Below are 21,329 nucleotides of genomic sequence, written 5' to 3'. Positions count from 1 at the left end.
CGTTTGCGGGGCGGGTCTGCTAGCCGCCGATCCGTCCCGTGGTCAGATCCACCGCCGCAGGAGTCAGTTCGTCCAGCGGTTGCGGCCGGAATAGCCGGTAACCCTGGCCGTAATGAATGCCCAGGGTCCGGACCTTGCGCAGGGCGTCGTCGCTCTCGATAAACGTGGCCACGGTGACCTTGCCGGCGGCCTCGGCAATTCGGTGCAGGGCTTCAAGCATCACCTGCTGCACCGGGTCCTCCTCCAGTTGCTGAACCATTCTCCGATCCAGTTTGATGATATCCACCGGCAATCTGGCCGCCAGGCTGTAGCTTTCCACCGACGCACCGGCGCCGTCCAGGGCGACGCGCAAGCCCGCCCGATGCAGCGCATCGCACAGCACGGCCACGTCATCGGGATACTGGGTGGCATGGGCTTCGCGAATTTCCAGGCAGAAACAGCCAGGGTCGAACGCTGATTTACTCAGAACGTCGGCCATAAAATCAGCGAAGGTATCATCCAGAACGCTGGCCAGAGACAGGTTGAAACCGCAGTACTTCAATCGTGGTTCCAGCAACGGCTGGTTGCCGAGCCAGTCCAGGGTTTGCCGGATCACCTGGCGATCCAGCCGTTTGGCCAGGTCGAAACGCTCCGCGATGGGCAGGAAGTCGTCGGGCTTCAGTGCCGCTTCAGTATCCGCAGTCGTCGGAATCCGGCAGAGGATTTCAATATGGTCGCCCCAGGTGGGGCTGGCCACCGGTCGCATCGCCTGGTATTCGAGAATCAGGTTGTGATTATCCAGCGCTTCGCGGATTTGCTCGACCCGTTTGCTGACAGTCGATTCGTCGGTCTGGTGGGCAATGGCTCTGGCAGCGTGGACCCGGTTTCGGCCAGACGTTTTGGCGGTATGGCACAGGTCGGCCGCCTGGCTCAGAAGCTGTTCCGGGTCCCCGGGAGTGTCGCTGTCCAGGATCAGAAGGCCGCCGGAAGCGGTGGTCTGGAGCCTGTGTCCCTGCCAGTCGAAGACAAAGTCGCCGATCAGATTGAGGGTTTCCTGGGCAATCTTGCGGGCCCGAGCTTCCGGGCAGTTCTCTATCAGCAGTGCGAAGGTGTCGCCGGCCAGTCGGGCCAGGGCATCGCGCTGGCGAACCCGTACGCCCAGGTTGCCGGCCAGTTCCCGCAGATAGCGGTCGCAGGTGCCGCTGCCAGCCAGATCGTTAAAGCGCTCGAATTCATCCAGATCCAGATAGAGCAGGCTGTCGCAGGATTCCCGATGGGTTTTCTGTTCCAGGGTTCTGAGTACCCGGGCGATGAATGCCTTGCGGTTCATCAGGCCGGTCACCGGATCGTGACGTATCCGGTATTCCTCGCTGGAGGCGTGGTTCAGTCTTGGCTCAATGCGACGGGCCACGTGCACGGCGCCGGTGACTTCGCCCTGGTCGTTGGTCAGTCGTTGGTAGTGAAATTCATGCACGGGTAGTTCCCGGGACTGTTGGGCCATGGGCATTTCAACCACGAAACTGTCACGCTCAAAGGCCCGGTGCCAGAGCCGCTCCATCAATCTGCGTTCGTTCGGGAACGCCTGTAGAAGGTCGCTCAGGTTGTCGCCTGCTTCCGGCTGCCGGCCGAAGGTTTCGGAAAACTGCCTGGCCCAGGCGGCGTTGAAGTGGAGCAGGTTGAATGAAGCATCGACGGCGACAACCAGGTCGGAGGTGGCGCTGGTGGTGGCTGCGAGCATGGCGTAGGCATGCTGGCGAGCCCTGTCGAGTTGCATGTCGGCGGTCCGGTCTACCAGAGTGCCTCCGAGCCGGGGAATCCTCCCCCCCTGCTTCAGCGCCCGACAATTGAGAGTCACCCGCCGCTGGTTCTGCCGCGAGGTGACAATATCAAGATTGAGGGAAAACGCCTCCCCCGTGCGGAGGCAGCGCCGGAACATGGCACGAACCCTCGCCTGGCCAGTCTGGCAGTAGAAAAGCGCCTGCTCGGGGGTGATGTCGGCTCCGGGTCTCAGCTCAAGAAGCTGGAACATACCTTCGGTCCAGGTCATTTCATTGGTTCGGGTATCCAGTTCCCAGATCCCGAAACCGGCACTGCTCTCGGCGCCCCGCAACAGCCGCGAATCTCTGGTGGAACTGTCGCACAGGGTTATCGTGGCGCTGGCCGCCTTGTCGGAATCCCGCATGTCGAGCCTAAGGCTCAGGCAGGCGGTGTAGAAAAACCCCTCCTTGTGCCGGAAGGTCACCAGAACATTCTGGCCCCGTTCGATCCGGTGGCGGTTGGCGGGTGCGAAGGGGTCATCCTGGCGGGATGCCAGGACCCGGTGTACCGGCTGCCCCTCCAGTTCGCTGGCATCGTAACCGAGCACTGCCTCGGCCTGGTGGTCGGCGAACAGGACTTTGCCTTCATCGTCGATGCGTAAAACGGTCTGGCGCTCGGATACGGGGGGCTGTTCCGAGCGGTAGCGGCGGATGATGAACTCTTTCACAGCGGGTGAGCCTCGCGTGTTCTCCAGCTTTTATTTTTCTAAAGGTTTTGCCACGATGCCGACATCATACTCATACTGATGCTGAAAAGAACCTCTCTGCGGAGCTGCCTTGACCGCCCACGTTGCCCCGATTTCCCTCGACTTTGAGGAGGGAATTGATCGTAAGACCCTCCGCCGTCTGAGGGACCGGTTTCTACTGGTCAATCAGCAGCGCTGGGACCGCGCTCATTCGGCGTTGTCCTATCGCCAGCAGATGGTGCTGGAAGTTCTGCCCCTGGTGTTTCATCTCAACCATCCGGCATTGCCCGGTTACCTGGACAGCGATTGCCCCTATGGCCTGAGTAATTACAAGCCGTCGCCCGCCACGATCAATGCGGCCCGGCGGCTGGCCCGGACCTTCTCATTGAAGGATGAAGGCAAACGCAAGCCGGATCTGGACGCCATGTTCCTGATGGGCAGTCCCGGAACCCTCGGTCACTCCGTGGCCAGTGATCTTGATGTCTGGCTTTGCCACCGGCGCGATTTGCCGGAGCGGGGAATCCGCTGTCTCGAGCGCAAGGCTGCCAAGCTGACTCGCTGGGCGGAATCCTTTGGTGTGGAACTTCACGTGTTCGTCTTCTGCGCCTCGGACTGGCGGGCCGGCCGGCAGCGGGCCGAGGTAACAGGCGAGAACTGTGGCAGTGCCCAGCACTTCCTGTTACTGGATGAGTTCTACCGGACCAGCATCCATCTGGCTGGCGCCTGGCCCATGTGGTGGCTGATTCCTCCGGAGCAGGAAGAAAATTACGACGACTGCATGCGCAAACTGGTGGATTTCCGGTTCGTGCGTGCCGAGGACTACATCGATTTTGGTCCGGTTCCGGCGATTCCCGAGGCCGAATTTCTCGGTGCTGGTGTCTGGCAGTTGTACAAAGGCATTGATGCGCCCTGGAAGTCCATTCTTAAACTGCTTCTGATTGAGTGTTATGCCCGGACCACCGGCGAGGCCTTGTTGTCCAGCGTGTTCAAACGGGCCGTGTTCTCCGGGGAGACCGATGCCGATAGCCTCGACCCTTACGTCATGCTTTATGATCGTCTCGAAGGCTGGCTTGCCGGACCGGAAGTGGCCTCGAGACTGGACCTGATCCGCCGAAGCCTGTATCTGAAAGCCGGTTTGCCGCTGACCCGGTCCGAAGTCTCCGGGGAGCAGTGGCGCGCCCGCCTGCTGCGCCAGATGGTGACACGCTGGGGTTGGTCCGAGAGCATTCTGGCCGAGCTGGACGAGCGCCAGCGCTGGCGGGCAGAGGATGTCACCAGCTTGCGCCGAACCATTGTCAACGAGCTGACCCATGGTTATCGGTTGCTGTCGAAAATGGCCAGGGAGCATGGCCAGCGGGCGGCCATCAGCGCCAACGATATCAACCTGCTGGGCCGCAAGCTCTATGCGGCGTTTCAACGCAAGGCTGGCAAGATTGAGCAGATCAATCCGGGACTGGCGCCGTCGCTGGCTGAGGAAAATCTGGCATTTCATCATCAGTCAGAGCAGGGCGGCGACGCCGACGGCTGGCTGCTGTACCGGGACCTCGAAGACCCGGCGGACGCTTTCTGGCAGCCGGTTATCCGTCGCTCCGGCAATCTGGCGGAATTGATGGTCTGGTGTTACTGCAATGGCCTGCTGACCCGCTCGACAAGACTGAACGTGCGTTCCGGGACCAGCATTGCCTCGGTCAGCGAATTGCGGGAAATGCTGGACGCCCTGTCCCCGTTCCTGCCATTTCCGGTTCCGCCTGCGGAGCGGGAGGCCTTGTCCCGGGGTGTCCGGCCCCTGAGAAATCTGCTGCTGGTCAACGTGGGCGTCGATCCCCAGGCGCATCTGACGGAAAAGGGGCTTCACAAGCTCAGTTCCCGACACGATTCGCTGGGCTTCAGTGGTGGCCGGGAAAACCTGGTGATCAGCATCGACCAGATTACCTTCAACAGCTGGCACGAGGTGAGCCTGCAGCACTATGCCGCCGGCGACACCCTGATCCAATGCCTGAAGAATGTCCTCGCCTCGGTGGCTGCAAACCCTGCGGAACTGCCCGGCGTTCAGGTGCACTGCCACAATCGGGGCCATGGCTCGGCCATTGCCCGCCGGGTTCGGGAGCTGTTTGCCGATGTGCTTCGACCCTTCTTTGCCGGCGGTACTGGCCCGCATCCGCTGCGTTATGTAATCGAGATGGATCGTCGCTATTTCCTGCTCCAGTTCAACGGGGTGGAGCCGGGGTTTGTTGCCCTGGAGAGCTTCGAGGCGCTGATGGAGCATCTGGCATTGCCCCAGGAACGATATCTGCCGGTGGTATTCGATCGCTACGCGCTGCAGGAAGAGCCGGCCTTGCGGGCGGTTTGCCTGGCCAGCGAACCGGACAACATCCAGGTGTTCTACCGTATTCTGGGCGACCGGGCCCGGCTCTGGGTGGTTGACGAGCTGGGTTCGGTGTTCAGTTGGGAGCAGGCGGTGACCAGTCGTCGGCACTTGCTGGTGCCGGTACTGCGGTTTCTCGATAACCTGATTGAGCGTCGGTTGCTGCGCCATACCGATTCGGCTGGCGTTGTGGCGGGCGTTCAGTGTTACGAGATTGTCCGGCGCGACGGCACCTGGCGCGCCGAATACCGGCCGGAATCGGATTCGGGTGTGCCCCTGCTCGGGTTTGAGGTCCAGGCCGTGGGCATCCATGAGGGCGACAGTCGTCTGCGCTTCGACATCTTCTGCGGTGACCAGGAATTCAGCGTCCAGGAGTACGGTGACCAACTGGTTCCGGCGGTGGCCCATTACATCCGGTCACTGCGCCAGAGTGACGAGATTTACCCGGTGTATCTGACCGACGTTCACCTGCCCCACGACCTCGATCCGAGGGTCTATCAGCAGGATATCCAGACCAGCCAGTATCTCTATTACCGGTCTGTGCTGGAGGACTCCCTCAACAAGCACCTTGCAAAGACGCGCTGACCTCGCGGCCCGGGGCGGGTGTCAGGTATACTGCGGCCATAGTGAACTCAGGGGTAGGTAGCCGATATGCGAGCGTGGACTCTGCCGATCATTGTGCTGATGCTGGCTCTGTCTGTGAGCGGTTGCGGCCAGAAAGGTCCGTTGTACCGTGACAGTCAGGCCGCTTCGGCGACGTCCGGGGCGGATTCGGCCCAGGACCAGTCGGACCGGAAAGAAAACCGCGACTAGTGCGCTGGCCTTCAGGCCCCGTTAAACGAATCAGGAAACTCATGGATCATTTCAACTACCGCGACGGCGAGCTCTACGCCGAGGATATCCCTGTCTCTGCCATTGCCGATCGTTTTGGCACGCCGGCCTATGTCTACTCACGGGCAACGCTTGAACGGCATTATCGGGCTTATGACGATGCCCTGCGGGATCACCCGCATCTGGTGTGCTACGCCGTGAAAGCCAACAGCAACCTGGCGGTTCTGAACGTTCTGGCCCGGCTTGGTGCCGGCTTCGATATTGTATCGGCCGGCGAGCTGGAGCGGGTATTGCGGGCCGGTGGCGATCCGTCCCGGGTGGTGTTCTCCGGCGTTGGCAAGCAGGAGTGGGAAATGAAGCGGGCCCTCGAAGTGGGCGTTCGCTGCTTCAATGTCGAATCCGACACCGAACTGGACAGGCTCAATGCTGTGGCGGGAGCACTCGGCGTAAAGGCGCCGATCTCTCTGCGGGTGAACCCGGATGTTGATGCCGGTACCCATCCCTATATTTCCACCGGGCTGAAAGAAAACAAGTTCGGAATCGATATTGCCGAAGCCCCCGAGGTTTATGCCCGCGCTGCCGGTTTGCCGAATCTTGAGGTGAAGGGTGTGGATTGTCACATTGGCTCCCAGCTGACCAGTGTGTCCCCGTTCCTGGATGCCCTGGACCGGGTGCTGGCGCTGATCGACACCCTGGCGGATCAGGGCATTCACATTCACCACCTGGATATGGGCGGTGGCCTGGGTGTTACCTACAATCAGGAACAGCCGCCGCAGCCGTCGGATTACGTCAAGGCGCTGGCCGAACGGCTGGGTGACCGGAAGCTGGAGCTCATTCTTGAGCCCGGCCGATCCATTGCCGCCAATGCCGGCATCCTGGTCACCAGGGTCGAATTCCTGAAGTGCACCGAGCACCGGAACTTTGCCATCATCGATGCTGCCATGAACGATCTGATCCGGCCGGCCCTGTACAGCGCCTGGCAGGCGATCATCCCGGTCACGCCGCACCAGGAAGGTGAGGAAAAAGCCTGGGACCTGGTCGGCCCGGTGTGTGAAACCGGCGACTTCCTGGGCAAGGACCGGCACCTGCGCCTCCAGGCCGGAGACCTGCTGGCGGTTCGCTCCGCCGGTGCCTACGGCTTTGTTATGAGTTCCAATTACAACACGCGGAACCGGCCGCCGGAACTGATGGTCGATGGTGACCAGGTGCATGTGGTTCGCCGCCGTGAAACTCTCGAAGATCAGCTCGCACCCGAGAGCTGCCTTCCGGAATGAGCGGGGGCGAGGAGATGACACAGCAACGCCGGAGTCAGGGCCCCATGCTTCGATTTACCAAGATGCACGGGTTGGGTAACGATTTCATGGTGGTGGATGCCATCAGCCAGCCGTTCCGTCTGCGACCGGATATGATCCGGGAACTGGCCAACCGGAACTTCGGGATTGGCTTCGACCAACTGCTGGTGGTTGAGCCGCCCGGGCTGCCGGATGTCGACTTCCGTTACCGCATTTTCAATGCGGACGGCTCCGAGGTGGAACAATGCGGCAATGGTGCCCGTTGCTTTGCCCGATTCGTCCGTGACCAGCGTCTGACCAACAAGAAAGTGATCCGGGTTCAGACCGCCAAGGGTGTGATTGAGCTTCGTGTGGGTCGCGAAGGCATGGTCATGGTCAACATGGGCGTGCCCGAGTTCAATCCGCCGGCAATTCCTTTTGCCGCCGACCGGCGCAAGGATGTTTATACCGTGGATGTCGATGGCCAGACAGTGGAACTGAGCGCCCTGTCTATGGGCAACCCCCACGGCGTGTTGCTGGTTGAAGACGTGGACCAGGCGCCAGTGGAAACGCTGGGGCCCAAGCTTGAGCGACACCCGCGATTCCCGTCCCGCGCCAATATCGGATTTTTGCAGATCCTTGATCGTACCCATGCCCGCCTCCGGGTCTTTGAGCGGGGCTCCGGTGAGACCCTGGCCTGCGGCAGCGGCGCCTGCGCTGCCGTTGTAGTTGGCTGCTTGCGGGGCTTGCTGGATTCCCGCGTGGAGATCGAGTTGCGAGGTGGCAAGCTGGTCATCGAATGGCAGGGTGAGGGGACCCCTGTTATCATGGAAGGACCTGCAACCAGCGTATTTGAGGGGCAGTTAAGGCTGCCAGGTGAATCTGGTGGTCGCCGCCGCAGAAGCGGTCGCCCCCATAAACAAAGATCCTGACAGCCAGGAGTACTCCATGACAGAACAAACGGCCCGCCAGAAGGCCGGTGAGCTCACCCGGGAAGAGGTGGCAGACTATCTGCGAGCCAACCCTGATTTCTTTGTCGACCAGGATGAGCTGCTACGCAGTCTGACCCTGCCCCATGACAGTGGCCGGGCTATTTCCCTTGTGGAGCGCCAGGTACACCTTTTCCGGGAGCAGCGGGATACCCTGCGCCGGGAGTTGGTGGAGCTGGTGTCAATCGCCCGCCATAACGACCGGTTGTTCGAAAAGAGCAAGCGGCTGTTGATGCAGGTGATTGAAGCCCGGACCCTCAACGACATGGCCGCAGCCATTGATGACAGTATTCGTGGCGATTTCGGGCTCGACGCGGCCTCGGTGCTGCTGTTCACCGATGTCGAGCTGCCCGAAGCCTCCCAGGGCGCGCTGCATGTGGTGAGCCCATCCGTGGCCCGGGAGCGGCTCGGCAGTCTGCTGGAAGGCGAGAGGGCTGTGTGTGGCCAGTTCCGTGAAAGCGAGCGGGAGTTTCTGTTCCCGGACCGAGAAGAACCGATTGCCTCCGTGGCGCTGGTGCCGCTCAGGCATGATGAGCTGGTGGGGGTGTTTGCGGTCGGCAGCTGCCAGCCGGGCTATTTTGACCAGAGCATGGGGTCGCTTTTTCTGAGCTACATCAGCGATACCCTCAGCCGCCTGCTGCCGCCGATGGTGCAGCGCCACACCACGGCTGCCCCGGTCACCGATATGGCGACGGAGTCCCGCTAGAGTGTCGGAGGTTCCGGCGGTGCCCCATGAGCTTTCCGGGCCGCTGACGGATTTTATCCGGCACCTGGCCTCTGAAAAACGCCATTCCCCCAGAACCTGCGACAGTTACCAGCGCGATCTGCTGCGTCTGGCGAGCTGGCTGAGCCTGTGTGGCTTTACCGCCTGGCAGCGGGTAACCAATCATGATTTGCGCCGCTATGTGGCGACGCTCAGTCGGGAGGGCCTGTCAGGGCGAAGCATTGCCCGGCATCTCTCCGCGACCCGTCGGTTCTACCAGTTCCTGCTCAGGGAGAAGCTGGCCTCGGATAATCCGGCGCTGGATATCCGTGCCCCGAAGAGTGGTCGTCGTTTACCTCGAGTGGCGGACGTGGACCAACTGAATCAACTGCTTGATGGCCAGCCGGATGATCCCCTGGAAGTCCGCGATCTGTGCATGTTTGAGCTGATGTACTCCTCGGGGTTGCGACTGGCGGAGCTGGCGAGTCTGGATCTGGATACGGTCGATCTGCGAGGTGGTGAAGTCCGTGTGCTGGGTAAGGGCGGCAAGGAACGGCTGCTGCCAGTCGGTCGCAAGGCGATTGCAGCGATTCAGCAGTGGCTGCGACACAGAGCGGCGCTGGCCAACGATGGTGAAAGCGCGCTGTTTGTCAGCCAGAGAGGCGAGAGGCTCAGCCACCGCAGCATCCAGGCCCGCCTCAGCCGCTGGGGTATCAGCCGCGGTGCCGACCAGAAGCTCCATCCACACCTGTTGCGACACTCCTTTGCCAGCCACATGCTTGAGTCCAGTGGCGACCTTCGGGCCGTACAAGAGCTGCTGGGGCACGCCGACATCGCCACAACTCAGGTCTATACTCATCTTGATTTTCAACATTTAGCCCGGGTTTATGACCAGAGTCACCCCAGAGCGCGTCGCGACAAGTATCATGGCAAGACCAGCGACAAGAGCACCTGATACCGGCAACGGGCGGGCAGGGCATTCGCAATCATCAACAGTACAGCAAGGGTAAGCGGGAGCGTTCCATGGCATCGGATCAGTCCTGGAAGGAAAAGTACCTTCAGGAGCTTGAGTCGGCAGATAATCGGGAGAAGCAGTGGAAGGCGGAACGGAACACCCTCGAACGCATGCTGGTTCGCACCAGTCTGGCTTCCGAAGGCCAGACCCCGGAACTGGACCGTCTGTTGGCGCGAATCCGCAAGGATCTGCGAAAAAAACGGGTGGATGTGGACGCCTGGAAGGAATTGCAGGACCAGATTGATCGACAGGTCGCCCTTCTTGACGAACGCCAGTCAGGCAACGACAGGAAACCTTCCTTTTTTTCCCGCAAGTCGCGAGAGCCGGACCCGCAGCAGCAACAGGCTGCCCCCGAATTTCAATCCGAGAGCTCTGAACAGGCGGAGCCTGTACCGGGCAATGATCAGGATATCGAAGACAATGCCCAGCGGTTGCGTATTGCCCGCCGGGTAGGCCAGTTGCTGGGCCAGATGCTTGCCCAGGTTTCCCTGGAGCCCGCGGCCGAGGCCCGTGCACGGTCGCTTCAGCAATCCCTGCTGGCCAGCAATGACTGGGACGAATTGCGGGAAGGGCTGAACCATGTGGCAGAACTGGTGATAGCCGCGGTAACCCGCAGCAAGCGTGAATTTGAGGACTTTCTGAAGCGACTGGATGAACGGCTGGAGCTGCTGCGAGAGCATTTCTCGGCCCAGTCGTCGGCCCAGTCCGGGCGGCTGCATGCATCTGAGGACCTCGACCGGGAAATCCGCGAGGAGATTGAGCGGGTGGGGCAGCGATTGCAGGAGAGCGACAACCTGCTGGATCTCAAACAGTCGGTCAGTCGTCACCTTGAATCCATCGGTCAGGCGGTCGGCCGCTTCCGGACCCAGGAATCGGACCGCGAGCGCGCGCTTTCCGAGCAGCTTGAGGCCATGCAGGAGAAAGTGGCGGCCATGGAGGCTCATTCCGAGCAGATGCAGGAACAGGTCCGCAAGGAACGATTGCGCGCCATGACCGATCTGCTCACCGAGCTGCCCAATCGCGAAGCCTGGCAAGAGCGGCTGTCATTCGAGTACAACCGCTGGCAGCGTTATAGCCATCCTCTGACCGTGGGCGTGCTGGATATCGATCTGTTCAAACGCATCAACGACTGCTACGGCCATAAAGCCGGAGACCGGGTGCTCCAGTTGGTCGCCAGGGAGTTCAGGGAGCGCCTGCGCACCACTGACTTTGTGGCACGGTTTGGTGGTGAGGAATTCGTGGTGCTGTTTCCGGAAACCGAGCCGGCGGACGCCCGGACAGTGGTGGATAAATTGCGGGAGCATGTCGGCAAGCTGCCGTTCCACTTCCGCGGAGAACCGGTCACCGTTACTTTTTCCGCCGGCCTGGCGTGCTTTGTTGCCGGTGACACCGAGGAATCGGTGTTTGACCGCGCCGACCGCGCCCTTTATCAGGCCAAGGACGCGGGCCGCGACCGGGTCATCATCAGCGACAGGGCCATCGCTCAGTGACGCATCATTGCGTCCAGCTCGTCGATGACTTCCGCCCAGTCGCTGTCTTCCTCAAGGCCTTCTTCCAGGAAGTGGGACTGGCTTTCGGACCAGATGGGAGCGTCCTGGATCGCAACTTCGCTTGGCAGGGGTGAGTACCTGGCGACAAAATCCTCAATGCTTTTGGCGTCGGACGCCAGGCCAAGTTGTTCGAACAGAGTGCTGAGGGTGTGTTTGCTGGTGTCCATGGACATTCGTCTCCCGTTGGCCGTTTGCCTGAATGAAATCAATGGCGTTTGCAGGTATTGTTCCCTGAAATGTAGCGGAACCCTTAAGGATATCCAGTGAAGGTTACCCTTGCCTTTCTACTATGCTGCCTGTTGGCGCTGTTTCAATCCCCGGTACGGGCGGAACCGCCACAAGCATCGCCGGCACCCGTGCTTGGCAAGCAGGAATTGACCTGGCTGGAAGAGCAGGACCGCTTTCGCATCGGTCTTCGCAGTGATCAGGTGCCGCTGGTTTTTGATACCGGTAATGGCGTTCTTGCCGGGACTTACATTGACTACCTCGCCCGGCTCTCAGACAAGCTGGGAGTGACCATGGAGCCCGTTGTCCTGGAACCGGGTCGGGAGAGTGGCCCGGTTCAGAACGAGCTGGCAACCGATGCGGTTCTCACCACGCGGATGCCCGGCATGCCGGTGGTTCCCGGTAAACGCTTTACCGACCCCCTGATGTCCCTCACCTACGGTCTGTTCGTCAGTGCTGGCGATGCTGCCATTCGTACTCTGGCCGATCTGGAAGGCAACCGGATTGCCGTGATTGCCGGTGACCCCAACCAGTACCCCATGCTCGACCCGGTGGAGGAGTTCACGCCGGTGCCGGTGAGCAACGTCAGCGAAGCCGTTGGACAGATACTCTCGGGTCAGGCTGACGCTTTTCTGGCCCCGGTTCCGGTTGTTTCCGATTATCTGCAGTCGGCCATGGTGAACGGCATCGGTCTGTCGCTCCTGCTGGACAGCAATCCGGTGGATGTCGTGTTGCAGGTGGACACTGACAACGATCGACTGTTTCAGGTTCTGAACAAATCCATTGCTGCGATCAGTCATAACGAGCATCGCACTATCCGTCAATCCTGGCTGCAGGCAGACCAGCCAGCCATGGAGCGAAGCGGACTGGAGCTGTCGGCATCGGACATCGATTGGCTCAAGCAACACCCGAACCCCAAGGTTGCCTTCCGCTCGGATTGGCCGCCGTTTGAATACACCCAGGATGGTCGGCCCACGGGCCTTATTCCGGACCTGCTTACCCGGCTCGAGGCCCAGTTGAATGTCCGGTTTACCCGGACGGTGGCAGGGAGTCGGATGGACGCTGAAGAGCAGCTCCGGTCCGGTGAGGTTGATATATTGCCAGGCTTGTCACGAACACCTCGCACGGAAGAGGCCTTTCTGTTCACCCGGGCCTATCTGACCGTACCCATTGCCCTTGCGATACGGGATGACGGGCGTTTTATCGGCGACCTCCGCGAGCTCCGCAGTGAGCGGGTGGGTGTGGTTAACCGGCACGCAGCCCACGATTATCTGCTGATCAACCACCCGAACCTGGACCTGTACCCCATGGATACCGTGGAGGAGGGGCTGCTGGCTCTGTCCAATGGCGATCTGGATGTTATGGTTACCCATATCCCGGCGGTCAGTTACACCGTCGCCAGGCTGGGGCTGTCGAACCTCAGAATCACCAGTATCACTCCCTATCAATACGACCTGAGACTGGCAGTGCGCAAGGACAGCCCGGAACTGCATCGGGTATTGAACAAGGCCTTGGGCAGCCTTGAGGCCAGCGAGACGGAATCGATCTACAACCGCTGGATCCATCTGGATATCGAGCAGGAAACCGATTACACCGTGGTGCGTCGGGTGGTGCTCATTGCCATTCTGGTGGTGCTGATCTTCCTGTACTGGAACCGCAAGCTGTCCAGGGAAGTAGACGAACGCATCCGTTCCGAGAATGCCCTGCGCAGGAGCGAGGACGAATTGCGCGCCGCCAAACTGGAGGCCGAACGTCTTGCCCGCGAAGCGGAGGCGGCCAGTCTGGCCAAGAGTGAGTTCCTGGCCAACATGTCTCATGAAATCCGGACCCCGATGAATGCGGTGATCGGCTACAGTGATTTGCTCAGCAACAGCGTTACCGATCCACAGCAACGGAACTATTTGGATGCCATCCGGGCTGGAAGCCGTAGCCTGCTGATGTTGATCAATGACATTCTGGACCTGTCCCGCATCGAAGCCGGAAAGATGAGGCTCGACTATTCTGCAGTGTCTGTGCGTCGTCTCCTGGACGATGTTCGCCACATCTTTGATTTGCGAGCCCGTGAGCAGGGCATCACTCTGGAAGTGAGTGTCGACTCACGTATGCCTGCGGCCATGATGCTGGACGAGACCAGGCTTCGGCAGGTCCTGTTCAACCTGGTGGGAAATGCCATCAAGTTTACCCATGACGGTGGTGTGACGGTTCGGGCCACCGCGAAGCCGCTCAAGAAACGATCCGCCAACGCTGAACAGAGCGCAGAGGCGCCGGAGCGCCAGTATTACAAGTTGGTCGTCACCGTCAGCGATAGTGGCATCGGAATCCCGCAGGACCAGGTGGAGCGGATCTTCGATGCCTTTGAACAGCAGGAGGGGCAGAACACCCGGCGTTATGGTGGTACCGGGCTCGGATTGGCGATCAGCCGGAAATTGGCGAGGATGATGGGCGGCGAGCTGGAAGTGGAGAGTGAGCCGGGTACGGGTTCGGTGTTTACGGTAACGCTGCCTCGGGTCGAGGCCACGGTGGAACAGGCGGAGGATGAGGGAGCACCGAAGGAGTCGGAGCGGCTGCTGGCCCAGACCCTCAGCATGCAGGAACGGGGCTGGCTCAGGGAGCAGCTGGCGGCGGACTTCGGTGATGAATGGGAAACGGTAAGAGAGAGCGGCGATCCGGAACAGATGAAAGATTTTGCCCGCCGGGTGCTGGCTTGGGGCCAGCGGTTCCGCTCCCGCTCCGTGACACGCTACGGCGAAAAGCTGCTCGCGGATGTGGAGGCGTTCAATCTGGATGCGGTCAACAGCACCCTTGAGGCATTCCCGAAACTGCTCGGCCGCGAAGAGTGACGAATCGGGTGCCTCAGAGGCAATCGAACTGTGAGCGGCGGTCGAAAGCGACCGAGACCATATCGTAGCCGGAATCCGACAGCTGGCGGATCAGGTCGCGGTCTTTCAGCAGGGTCATGCAGACCTTATGCACGCTGGCCTGCAGCTGCTCAGATGCCATCTGATTCGAGGCCAGGCGGAAATCCACGATCAGGTACTTGCGGTCGACCGCGGCGCTGGCAGGAATATCCTGCCGTTCAACGCTCTCGTAACCAATATACGTCGCCTGGGCTTCCGGAAACACCTGGCTCATGAGTACGTCGAGGTTTTCACCATGAGCAAAAGGCGCCGACAGCAACAGGGCCACGACAGCGATGGAAAGCGAAGATTTGATAGTCATTGGATTCCACTCCCTGGTGACAATCCGGTTAATCTGTAACCAAGTGTAAAGTTTGGTTACCGTTGATTATTGCAGAGTCTGTCGCATTTTGCGTGATATGTGACATTAATTTTTCAATTGTTTGCACTCTCGACACAATGACGGGCGGGGTTTCGGGCTCCCGGTGTGCGACTCGATCAACTATGATGTAGAAAAGACGGACGTTAAGAGGAAAACGCATGTTTCAGCTTGTCTTTAAAGGGGAATGCGTTCCCGGAACGGATCTGGAAACTGCGCGCAATAACGCCCGCACCCTGTTCAAGGCCTCTCTCGAGCAGGTCGACCGTATGTTCAGTGGTCAGCCGGTGGTTATTCGCAACAAGCTGGAAGAGGTTCAGGCCGAAAAGTACCGGGCGGTACTGAAGAAGCACGGCATGGTCGCCTATGTCCAGCCGATGGCCGATGCCCGGCCTGCTGCCGATGCGCCATCTCAGCCCAGGCCTTCGGCCCCGGCAAACCAGCCGCGTCTGCAGCCGGAGCCAGCAGCTCCGCCGGCGGAAGCGAAGCGGGGTGAGGTTCCCCAGACCGAACCCGGCGATCGTCTCCCGGTGGCGGGCGAGAAGGTAGACACGATTCTCTCAGGCTCCGGTCTCAGTCTGGATCCGCCCGGAGTCACCCTTGCAGAGAAGACCGAAGTGGAACCCCCGATGTTCCAGCATCTGGACGAGTGGAGTCTGGCTCCGGCCGGCAGTGATCTGGGTGTGGAGCGTGACCTGCCGCCGCCGGTGATACCTGATGTGTCCCACCTCTCGCTGGCGGATGACGACAGCTCCGAGCGGAAATGAGCCAGTTGTGACTCAGCGCAACCGTTTGGCCCGGAGTGCGCTCTGGCTGCTGGCCGCGACCCTGTTTCTTCTGGCGCCTCTGGCTCCGGCGGAGGAGCGCCCCCGGGTGGGGCTGGTTCTCAGTGGTGGTGGCGCCAAGGGTATGGCCCATGTCGGCGTGCTGAGGGTGCTGGAGGAAATGCGGATTCCGGTTGACCTGGTGGTGGGAACCAGCGCTGGTTCCGCGGTTGGCGCCCTTTACGCCAGCGGTATGCCGGTCAGTGATATCGAGCAGCGTTTTATTGAAATGGACTGGCTTTCCAGCTTTCGCGATGACCCTGGCCGGGTTTACAAGCCGGTTCGGCGAAAGCAGGAAGACTGGCGGTTTCCGGTGGTTCCGGGAATCGGGGTTCGCGCCGATGGCCTGCATGTCGGCGGTGGGCTGATTGCCGGCCAGAATCTTGGTTTCATCCTCAATGAACTGACCCGTAACGCCGCTCTGGTTGAAGATTTCGACCGGCTTCCCATTCCCTTCCGGGCTGTTGCCACGGATCTCGAGACTGGTGAGCAGGTGGTGATCGGTGACGGCAACCTGTCTGAGGCCATTCGGGCCAGCATGAGCATTCCCGGCGTGTATGCGCCGGTGAAACGCGATGGCCGGCTGCTGGTGGATGGTGGCGTCGCCAATAACCTGCCAATCAGCGTTGCCCGGGAATTGGGCGCGGACATTATCATCGCCATAGATATTACCGACAGCCTGATGCAGATCGACGAACTGCGAGGTGCGTTTTCCGTGGTCGGTCAGCTCACAACCATCATGACCCGAAGAAACACCGATCAACAGCTGGATCTGCTCGCAGAGAGCGATGTCCTGATACGCCCGGATCTGGAGGGTTACACCTCCGCCGATTTCTACGATGCTCCGGTCCTGTTCGAGCTGGGTGCCAGCACGGCCAGGGAGCATGGTGTCGAACTGCGTCCACTCTCGGTGTCCAGGAAGGCGTGGGCGGCCTGGCGGGACCGTGTGGCGGCAAGGGATGCGGACGCAGACATCATTTCGCGCATCGAGATAGAAGACAGTCGTCGGCTGGCTCGCGACTTCCTCAAAGAGCGAATCCGACAGAGAACCGGCGAGCCTCTGAATACCGGGCAGCTGGAGGCCGATCTTAAACGAATCTATGGCCTCGGCTACTACGAAATCGTGTCGTATTCGACGGCGTCGTCGGCCGAAGGTACGGTCCTTACTATTCGCGTCCAGGAGAAAAGTTGGGGACCGAACTACCTGTCTTTCGGACTCAATTATGAGGATAACTTCGACGGGGAAACCCGTTTCAATCTGGCGTCAGCTCTTCGCATGACCGAGTTGAACGAGCTGGGCGGGGAGTGGCACACCGGGGTTCAGCTTGGCACCGAACCCTGGCTGCGCAGCCAGTGGTATCAGCCTCTGGATTACGGTTATGAGCGTTTCCTGGTGCTGGGGGGCGAATATTCCCGGGATACCTTCAGCCAGTTTGATGCCGCGGGCACGCGCATTGCGGAGGTTGACGTGACCTTCCGAAAAGCGGATCTGGCGCTGGGTATGGAAATTGGCGGCAATGCCGAGATCAGACTGGTCTACGCCCGGGGCTATGCCACGGTGGATGAGCAGATCGGCCAGCCGGTGGCCCCGGAGGGTTCCGTGCATCAGGGCGGTATAGCCCTGCAACTGGTCCATGACTCGCTGGATGATACCTTTTTCCCTCGCACGGGTGGTTTTGCCGGCCTTCGGGCACGCTTCGAGCGTGAGGGGTTGGGGTCAGACCGGGAGTTTGATTCGGTTACCGGACTGGTGCTGGGTACTGACAGCTGGAAGGGCCTGACGTTGACCGGGCTGATGTATGCCCATGCCGTAACAAAGGGCACGCCAGGCATTGAAAATGCGGTCCGCCTGGGCGGTTTTCGCCGGTTGTCGGCTTACGCCCCGGGTGAAATTACCGGAGACAACGCGTTGATGGTCTCAGCCTACGCCAGCCAGAGCTTTGGTGGACCACTGCTGCCCTGGTTTGTGGGCGCCGGGTTCGAGGCGGGTAATGCCTGGCCCTCGCTGGGTGCGGCAAGCTGGGACAACTCGGTGAAATCCTCCAGTGTGTTCGCGGGCGTGGATACCTTCCTCGGTCCGGTTCAGTTGGCCGCAGCCTACAACAACGAGGATAACTGGACGGCCTACCTCAATATCGGTTTCTCGTTCACTCAGCTCTTCTACTGAGGGCCCTCAGGCAGTCTTGTTGCCGGTCTTTTCGATGGCAGCGAGAACCTGCTGACACTGTTGCAGGGCATAGCGGTGCAGTATCTCTGCCAGGCGGTGCTCATCCCGATCCTTGATGGCGCTGATGGACTGCTCCATGTGCGCCAGGTTGTCTTCGAGCACCTGGTTGCCTCCCTGTTGGAAAGCGACAAACGCGCAGCGCTTGGCCGATGGCCAGAGGTCATCAATGGCCGAGACAATGAAATAGTTATCGGCGTAGGCCAGCGACGCCTTGGTGTACTCAATGCCCAGCTCCAGAAAGGCCATCAGATCGTTTTTCTGGTAGCAGGCCTGCATCTGGTCATAGAGGTTTTCCAACCTGGCCATATCATCAGGCTGCCAGTTACGCACCAGCTTGCGCCCGGTATGGGTGAGGTACAGTTCCAGGGTTTCGTAAAGGCTGCGAACGAAGTAGTCATCCAGCGGGGTCACGAAGGCACCCTTGCGGGGAACGTTACGAACCAGATGCCGCTTCTCCAACAGCAGCAGCCCTTCCCGGATGGATCCGTGGCTGACGTCCATCTGCTTGGCCATGGCGCCCTCATAGATCCGCTCTCCGGACCGGAGCTGGCCAAAGGCAATCAGGTTCTCGATGTGGCGGGCGACCTGTTCGGTCAGTGTTTCTCTGGGTTTGAAGGCATTCATGATGATCTGTCGCTACTGCGTACTGGCTGAATCGTGTAGGCATAGTCGCACATCGGGTATTTCCCGGCCAGTGGCCCTTACCTCCTAGAGCAACGGTGCCAGCAGCCGGACCGCACGGCAAGCCACGCGGAACAGGATCGAGCGGTCCTTGTAGTCGCTTTCGGTCATCAGGCGGGAACTGTCCAGATCCTGTTCCAGCATGGATTCCACACTGTGGATGAAGTGCGGTGCTGTGGTAATGGCGGTGATCTCGAAATTCAGCCGCATTGACCGGTTGTCCATATTGGCCGTTCCCACTGCCGCATACCGGGCATCCACCAGGATAACTTTCTGGTGCATGAAGCCGGGCTGGTAGCGATAGATACCGATCCCGGTCTTGCAGGCCTGGACCAGGTAGGAGTAAGCCGCCAGACCGATCAGGCGGCTGTCTGATTTTTCCGGAATCAGGATCCTCACGTCGACCCCCCGAAGGGCCGCCAGCTGCAGCGCATTCATGATCTGGAAGTCTGGCACGAAGTAGGGCGATGCGATCCAGAGCCGGGATCGGGCGTTGTTGATGCAATTCAGGAAAAACAGGGTACAGGTTTCCCAGGTGTCGGCGGGGCCTGTCGGCAGCATCAGCACCTCGTCGTTCCCGGGCTGGTTTTCGGAGGGCTTCCAGTCGAGGCTGGGGAAATCGTTGCTGGCCCAGTTCCAGTCCTCCAGCCACGCCAACTGGAGGCCGGTGACTGCCGGACCTTCAATCCGGCAGTGGGTATCGCGCCAGGGTTCCTGGTCCATGGCCGTGCCCAGGTATTCGTCGCCCAGATTGATGCCGCCCACAAAGCCGACTTTGCCGTCGCAGACCAGCAGTTTGCGGTGGTTCCGGAAATTGATCTGGAACCGCCGCCGGCGGATGTTGCCGTCCCCGAATGAGGCAACCCGGGCGCCGGCGGCGGCAAGCTGATCAAGATATTTCCGGGGCAGCCAGACGCTGCCGATGTCGTCGTACAGGAACCAGACTTCCACACCCTGGGCCAGTTTGCGCTCGAGAATCGACTTGATCCGGCGGCCCACCCGGTCTGATCGCACGATGTAGAATTCCAGCAGGATATAGTGCTCGGCGTCTTCCATGGCTTCAAACAGGGCGTCGAAGGTGGCTTCGCCGTCCCGTAACAGTGTGCATCGGTTGCCATCGGTAAACGGTTGGCGTCCCAGCCGGCACAGCACCTGTAGCTCGTCTGTGAAGCGGTCGCTGGTCGGGATCGGTATGGAGGTGGTCTGTTGTTCGAACCGGTTCAGCAGGTTGGTCAGAGATTCGTCTCCGAGGCGCCGGGCTTTCACGTAGCCGCCGAAACGATAACGCCCGAACAGGACGAACATGGGAACTGCCACATAGGGCAGCGCGATCAGGCCTATAACCCAGGCGATAGCGCCCTGGGTGGTACGATAAGTCATCAGAATGCGATACACGCAGGCGAATGCGCCCAGATAAAGAGCGCCAACCGCGATTGCAACCAGAGACAGCTCGTCCATCATTGATCCCCGTCGCCGGTGCCCGGCCTCAGGTTATCTGCCTCTGGGGTTGCCAGATGCCGCGCGCGGTACTCGGCCGGCGAGGTGCCGGTCCAACGTTTGAACGCCCGGCTGAAGGCGCTGAGTTCAGAGAAACCAAGCAGGAAGGCAATCTCCCCGAGAGCGTACTGATCCGCCGCCACATACCTGAGCGCCTTGTCCTGGCGGACCTGTTCCACCAGGCCATGAAAACTCAGGCCCTCCTTTTTGAGCTTTCGGTAAAGCGTCTGGCGGCTCATATGGCACTGGCGGGCAAGGCTGTCAGCATCAATCCTCTCGGTTGCCATCTGTTTCGAAATCAGCCGGCGAATCTTGCGGCCAAAGGAGCGCCGGGTCTGCAGCCGTGCCAGCAGGGAGTTGACCTGTTTCAGCACTGCTGAATAGACATAGGGGTTGCGGCGGGGAATCGGATGCCCGAGATGCCGGCTGCTGAATGCCAGGCGGGTAATGCCACAGTCAAATCGGACCGGACCACCAAGGAGTTTTTCATACTCGTCCGCGTACACAGGAGCGGGGTGCGCAATCTCCACCCATTCCGCGTGGATGCCCGGATGAATGAAGTGGCGGGTACGTGTGATGGCCGCCGCAAGGGTCCGGTCCATATCCTGCCGGCAGTAGTGTTCGGCCCTGTCCGGCTGCCAGCACAGGATGGCCTGGTCGGCAGTCTGCTCGAAGCTCAGGAATACCGATTCATTAATCAGCCGGTGCAGGCGCACATACTGGGTAACCGCCTCACCCAGCGTATCGCAGTTGAAAAACACGTGCCCGACCAGCCCCATTCGCTCCGGGTCCACGACCTTTCCAGCATGCAGCCCGACACCCGGATCGCCGGTAACAAGCTCGGCGTGCTCCCAGAGCCGATAATGGGCATCGGCTGGAACGCGGCGGTCCGGGTCAGTGAGTTCTGACATTGCCAGCCCGGTCAGCTGCTCAACGCGCGGTGCATTGAGCACGCCCTGGCGCTCAAGGTAATGAACCAGTGCCAGCGTGCTGGAGGCTGCCACCAGGGGAACGCTGGTGGACTCGGATTGAGCAGATGTCACGTTATACGGCCTGATAGTTAACGACCTGTCATGATGACTGATACAAAATGTCAAGTGTATGCAACCGCCTGTCAACGGTCACCCGTGGCTTTAACGATAGCATCAGCGTATCAGGTTGAAGCAATGGAAAAGCAATCAGGAGGTGTTTTATGGAACAGGAAATTTTCGTACCTCATACCGAGCTTGAGCGCAAAAACGTCATCGAGCTGGCCGAGTACCTGAACAGCATCTTCTATTGCTGATTTCTCAGGCGTAACGTCTATGACCTTCTGCCGGGCTATGCCCGGCTTTTTTTCGTCTTCTGAAAATGACCGGCAATACCGGCACTTGCTCGCAAGGCTGGCAGTGGT

General features: G+C 60.3%; 16 protein-coding genes. 10 read left to right on the top strand and 6 right to left on the bottom strand.

All coding sequences use genetic code 11. The annotated features are described in order from the left end of the window. Positions 1-19: 19 nt before the first annotated feature. Positions 20-2,464 carry an EAL domain-containing protein gene (locus KEHDKFFH_RS10630; protein WP_104321904.1) on the bottom strand — a complete coding sequence of 815 codons (2,445 nt, stop codon included), beginning with the start codon at positions 2,462-2,464 and terminating at the stop codon, positions 20-22. A gap of 109 nt (positions 2,465-2,573) precedes the next feature. On the opposite strand from KEHDKFFH_RS10630, the gene KEHDKFFH_RS10625 reads away from it, so the two are divergent. From KEHDKFFH_RS10625 to KEHDKFFH_RS10595, 7 genes are all read left to right on the top strand, one after another. Continuing rightward, complete coding sequence (locus KEHDKFFH_RS10625; protein WP_104321903.1) at positions 2,574-5,432, top strand: class I adenylate cyclase; 2,859 nt, start codon at positions 2,574-2,576, stop codon at positions 5,430-5,432. 66 nt (positions 5,433-5,498) lie between these two features. Further along, positions 5,499-5,660: an LPS translocon maturation chaperone LptM gene (gene lptM, locus KEHDKFFH_RS10620; protein WP_241956478.1), complete on the top strand. Its 162-nt coding sequence runs from the start codon at positions 5,499-5,501 to the stop codon at positions 5,658-5,660. Positions 5,661-5,701: 41 nt separating this feature from the next. After that, on the top strand, positions 5,702-6,952 hold the full coding sequence (gene lysA, locus KEHDKFFH_RS10615) for a diaminopimelate decarboxylase (RefSeq protein ID WP_104321902.1): 1,251 nt from the start codon (positions 5,702-5,704) through the stop codon (positions 6,950-6,952). A gap of 14 nt (positions 6,953-6,966) precedes the next feature. Beyond that, complete coding sequence (dapF, locus tag KEHDKFFH_RS10610; RefSeq protein WP_104322011.1) at positions 6,967-7,881, top strand: diaminopimelate epimerase; 915 nt, start codon at positions 6,967-6,969, stop codon at positions 7,879-7,881. Positions 7,882-7,897: 16 nt separating this feature from the next. Then, positions 7,898-8,644, top strand: a complete 747-nt coding sequence (locus KEHDKFFH_RS10605; protein WP_064228437.1) for a DUF484 family protein — start codon at positions 7,898-7,900, stop codon at positions 8,642-8,644. Positions 8,645-8,663: 19 nt separating this feature from the next. Further along, entirely contained in the window at positions 8,664-9,596 is a 933-nt protein-coding gene (gene xerC / locus KEHDKFFH_RS10600) for a tyrosine recombinase XerC (protein ID WP_104322010.1), read from the top strand. 68 nt (positions 9,597-9,664) lie between these two features. Then, positions 9,665-11,146 carry a GGDEF domain-containing protein gene (locus KEHDKFFH_RS10595; RefSeq protein WP_104321901.1) on the top strand — a complete coding sequence of 494 codons (1,482 nt, stop codon included), beginning with the start codon at positions 9,665-9,667 and terminating at the stop codon, positions 11,144-11,146. On the opposite strand, the gene KEHDKFFH_RS10590 is transcribed toward KEHDKFFH_RS10595, so the two are convergent. Next, on the bottom strand, positions 11,140-11,373 hold the full coding sequence (locus tag KEHDKFFH_RS10590; protein ID WP_008173223.1) for a DUF2789 domain-containing protein: 234 nt from the start codon (positions 11,371-11,373) through the stop codon (positions 11,140-11,142). The genes KEHDKFFH_RS10595 and KEHDKFFH_RS10590 overlap by 7 nt on opposite strands. A 96-nt stretch (positions 11,374-11,469) precedes the next feature. Between KEHDKFFH_RS10590 and KEHDKFFH_RS10585 the strand changes: the two genes are divergently transcribed. After that, complete coding sequence (locus KEHDKFFH_RS10585) at positions 11,470-14,271, top strand: ATP-binding protein (protein ID WP_104321900.1); 2,802 nt, start codon at positions 11,470-11,472, stop codon at positions 14,269-14,271. A 13-nt stretch (positions 14,272-14,284) separates the two neighbouring features. On the opposite strand, the gene KEHDKFFH_RS10580 is transcribed toward KEHDKFFH_RS10585, so the two are convergent. Continuing rightward, positions 14,285-14,650 carry a hypothetical protein gene (locus KEHDKFFH_RS10580; RefSeq protein ID WP_104321899.1) on the bottom strand — a complete coding sequence of 122 codons (366 nt, stop codon included), beginning with the start codon at positions 14,648-14,650 and terminating at the stop codon, positions 14,285-14,287. Between the two features lie 218 nt (positions 14,651-14,868). On the opposite strand from KEHDKFFH_RS10580, the gene KEHDKFFH_RS10575 reads away from it, so the two are divergent. Both KEHDKFFH_RS10575 and KEHDKFFH_RS10570 read left to right on the top strand, forming a co-directional pair. Continuing rightward, positions 14,869-15,474 (top strand): hypothetical protein, encoded by a 606-nt coding sequence (locus KEHDKFFH_RS10575; protein WP_104321898.1) that lies wholly within the window; start codon positions 14,869-14,871, stop codon positions 15,472-15,474. Positions 15,475-15,616: 142 nt separating this feature from the next. Continuing rightward, positions 15,617-17,698, top strand: coding sequence for a patatin-like phospholipase family protein (locus tag KEHDKFFH_RS10570; protein WP_422385692.1), 2,082 nt, complete (start codon positions 15,617-15,619; stop codon positions 17,696-17,698). Positions 17,699-17,704: 6 nt separating this feature from the next. Here KEHDKFFH_RS10570 and KEHDKFFH_RS10565 read toward each other — a convergent pair whose 3' ends face one another. The 3 genes from KEHDKFFH_RS10565 to KEHDKFFH_RS10555 form a co-directional block, all read right to left on the bottom strand. Continuing rightward, the gene (locus KEHDKFFH_RS10565) at positions 17,705-18,382 is read right to left on the bottom strand and encodes a GntR family transcriptional regulator (protein WP_104321896.1); all 678 of its coding nucleotides are present in this window, start codon (positions 18,380-18,382) and stop codon (positions 17,705-17,707) included. A gap of 84 nt (positions 18,383-18,466) precedes the next feature. Further along, positions 18,467-19,897 carry a cardiolipin synthase gene (cls, locus tag KEHDKFFH_RS10560; RefSeq protein ID WP_104321895.1) on the bottom strand — a complete coding sequence of 477 codons (1,431 nt, stop codon included), beginning with the start codon at positions 19,895-19,897 and terminating at the stop codon, positions 18,467-18,469. Then, complete coding sequence (locus KEHDKFFH_RS10555) at positions 19,897-20,979, bottom strand: AraC family transcriptional regulator (protein WP_104321894.1); 1,083 nt, start codon at positions 20,977-20,979, stop codon at positions 19,897-19,899. Before KEHDKFFH_RS10555 ends, cls begins: the two co-directional genes overlap by 1 nt. Positions 20,980-21,329: the final 350 nt, after the last annotated feature.

It is taken from the genome of Marinobacter maroccanus (assembly GCF_002933275.1).
Taxonomy (GTDB): Bacteria; Pseudomonadota; Gammaproteobacteria; order Pseudomonadales; family Oleiphilaceae; genus Marinobacter; species Marinobacter maroccanus.
The sequence above is the reverse complement of the archived record's forward strand: the minus strand, read 5'-3'. Positions and strand labels throughout refer to the sequence as shown.

Excerpts from the sequence above, each read along its gene's own strand:
- lptM (WP_241956478.1), top strand. The coding sequence starts at position 5,499 with ATGCGAGCGTGGACTCTGCCGATCATTGTGCTGATGCTGGCTCTGTCT.
- lysA (WP_104321902.1), top strand. The coding sequence starts at position 5,702 with ATGGATCATTTCAACTACCGCGACGGCGAGCTCTACGCCGAGGATATC.
- dapF (WP_104322011.1), top strand. The coding sequence starts at position 6,967 with ATGACACAGCAACGCCGGAGTCAGGGCCCCATGCTTCGATTTACCAAG.
- KEHDKFFH_RS10605 (WP_064228437.1), top strand. The coding sequence starts at position 7,898 with ATGACAGAACAAACGGCCCGCCAGAAGGCCGGTGAGCTCACCCGGGAA.
- KEHDKFFH_RS10595 (WP_104321901.1), top strand. The coding sequence starts at position 9,665 with ATGGCATCGGATCAGTCCTGGAAGGAAAAGTACCTTCAGGAGCTTGAG.
- KEHDKFFH_RS10590 (WP_008173223.1), bottom strand. The coding sequence starts at position 11,373 with ATGGACACCAGCAAACACACCCTCAGCACTCTGTTCGAACAACTTGGC.
- KEHDKFFH_RS10580 (WP_104321899.1), bottom strand. The coding sequence starts at position 14,650 with ATGACTATCAAATCTTCGCTTTCCATCGCTGTCGTGGCCCTGTTGCTG.
- KEHDKFFH_RS10575 (WP_104321898.1), top strand. The coding sequence starts at position 14,869 with ATGTTTCAGCTTGTCTTTAAAGGGGAATGCGTTCCCGGAACGGATCTG.
- KEHDKFFH_RS10570 (WP_422385692.1), top strand. The coding sequence starts at position 15,617 with ATGGCCCATGTCGGCGTGCTGAGGGTGCTGGAGGAAATGCGGATTCCG.
- KEHDKFFH_RS10565 (WP_104321896.1), bottom strand. The coding sequence starts at position 18,382 with ATGAATGCCTTCAAACCCAGAGAAACACTGACCGAACAGGTCGCCCGC.
- cls (WP_104321895.1), bottom strand. The coding sequence starts at position 19,897 with ATGGACGAGCTGTCTCTGGTTGCAATCGCGGTTGGCGCTCTTTATCTG.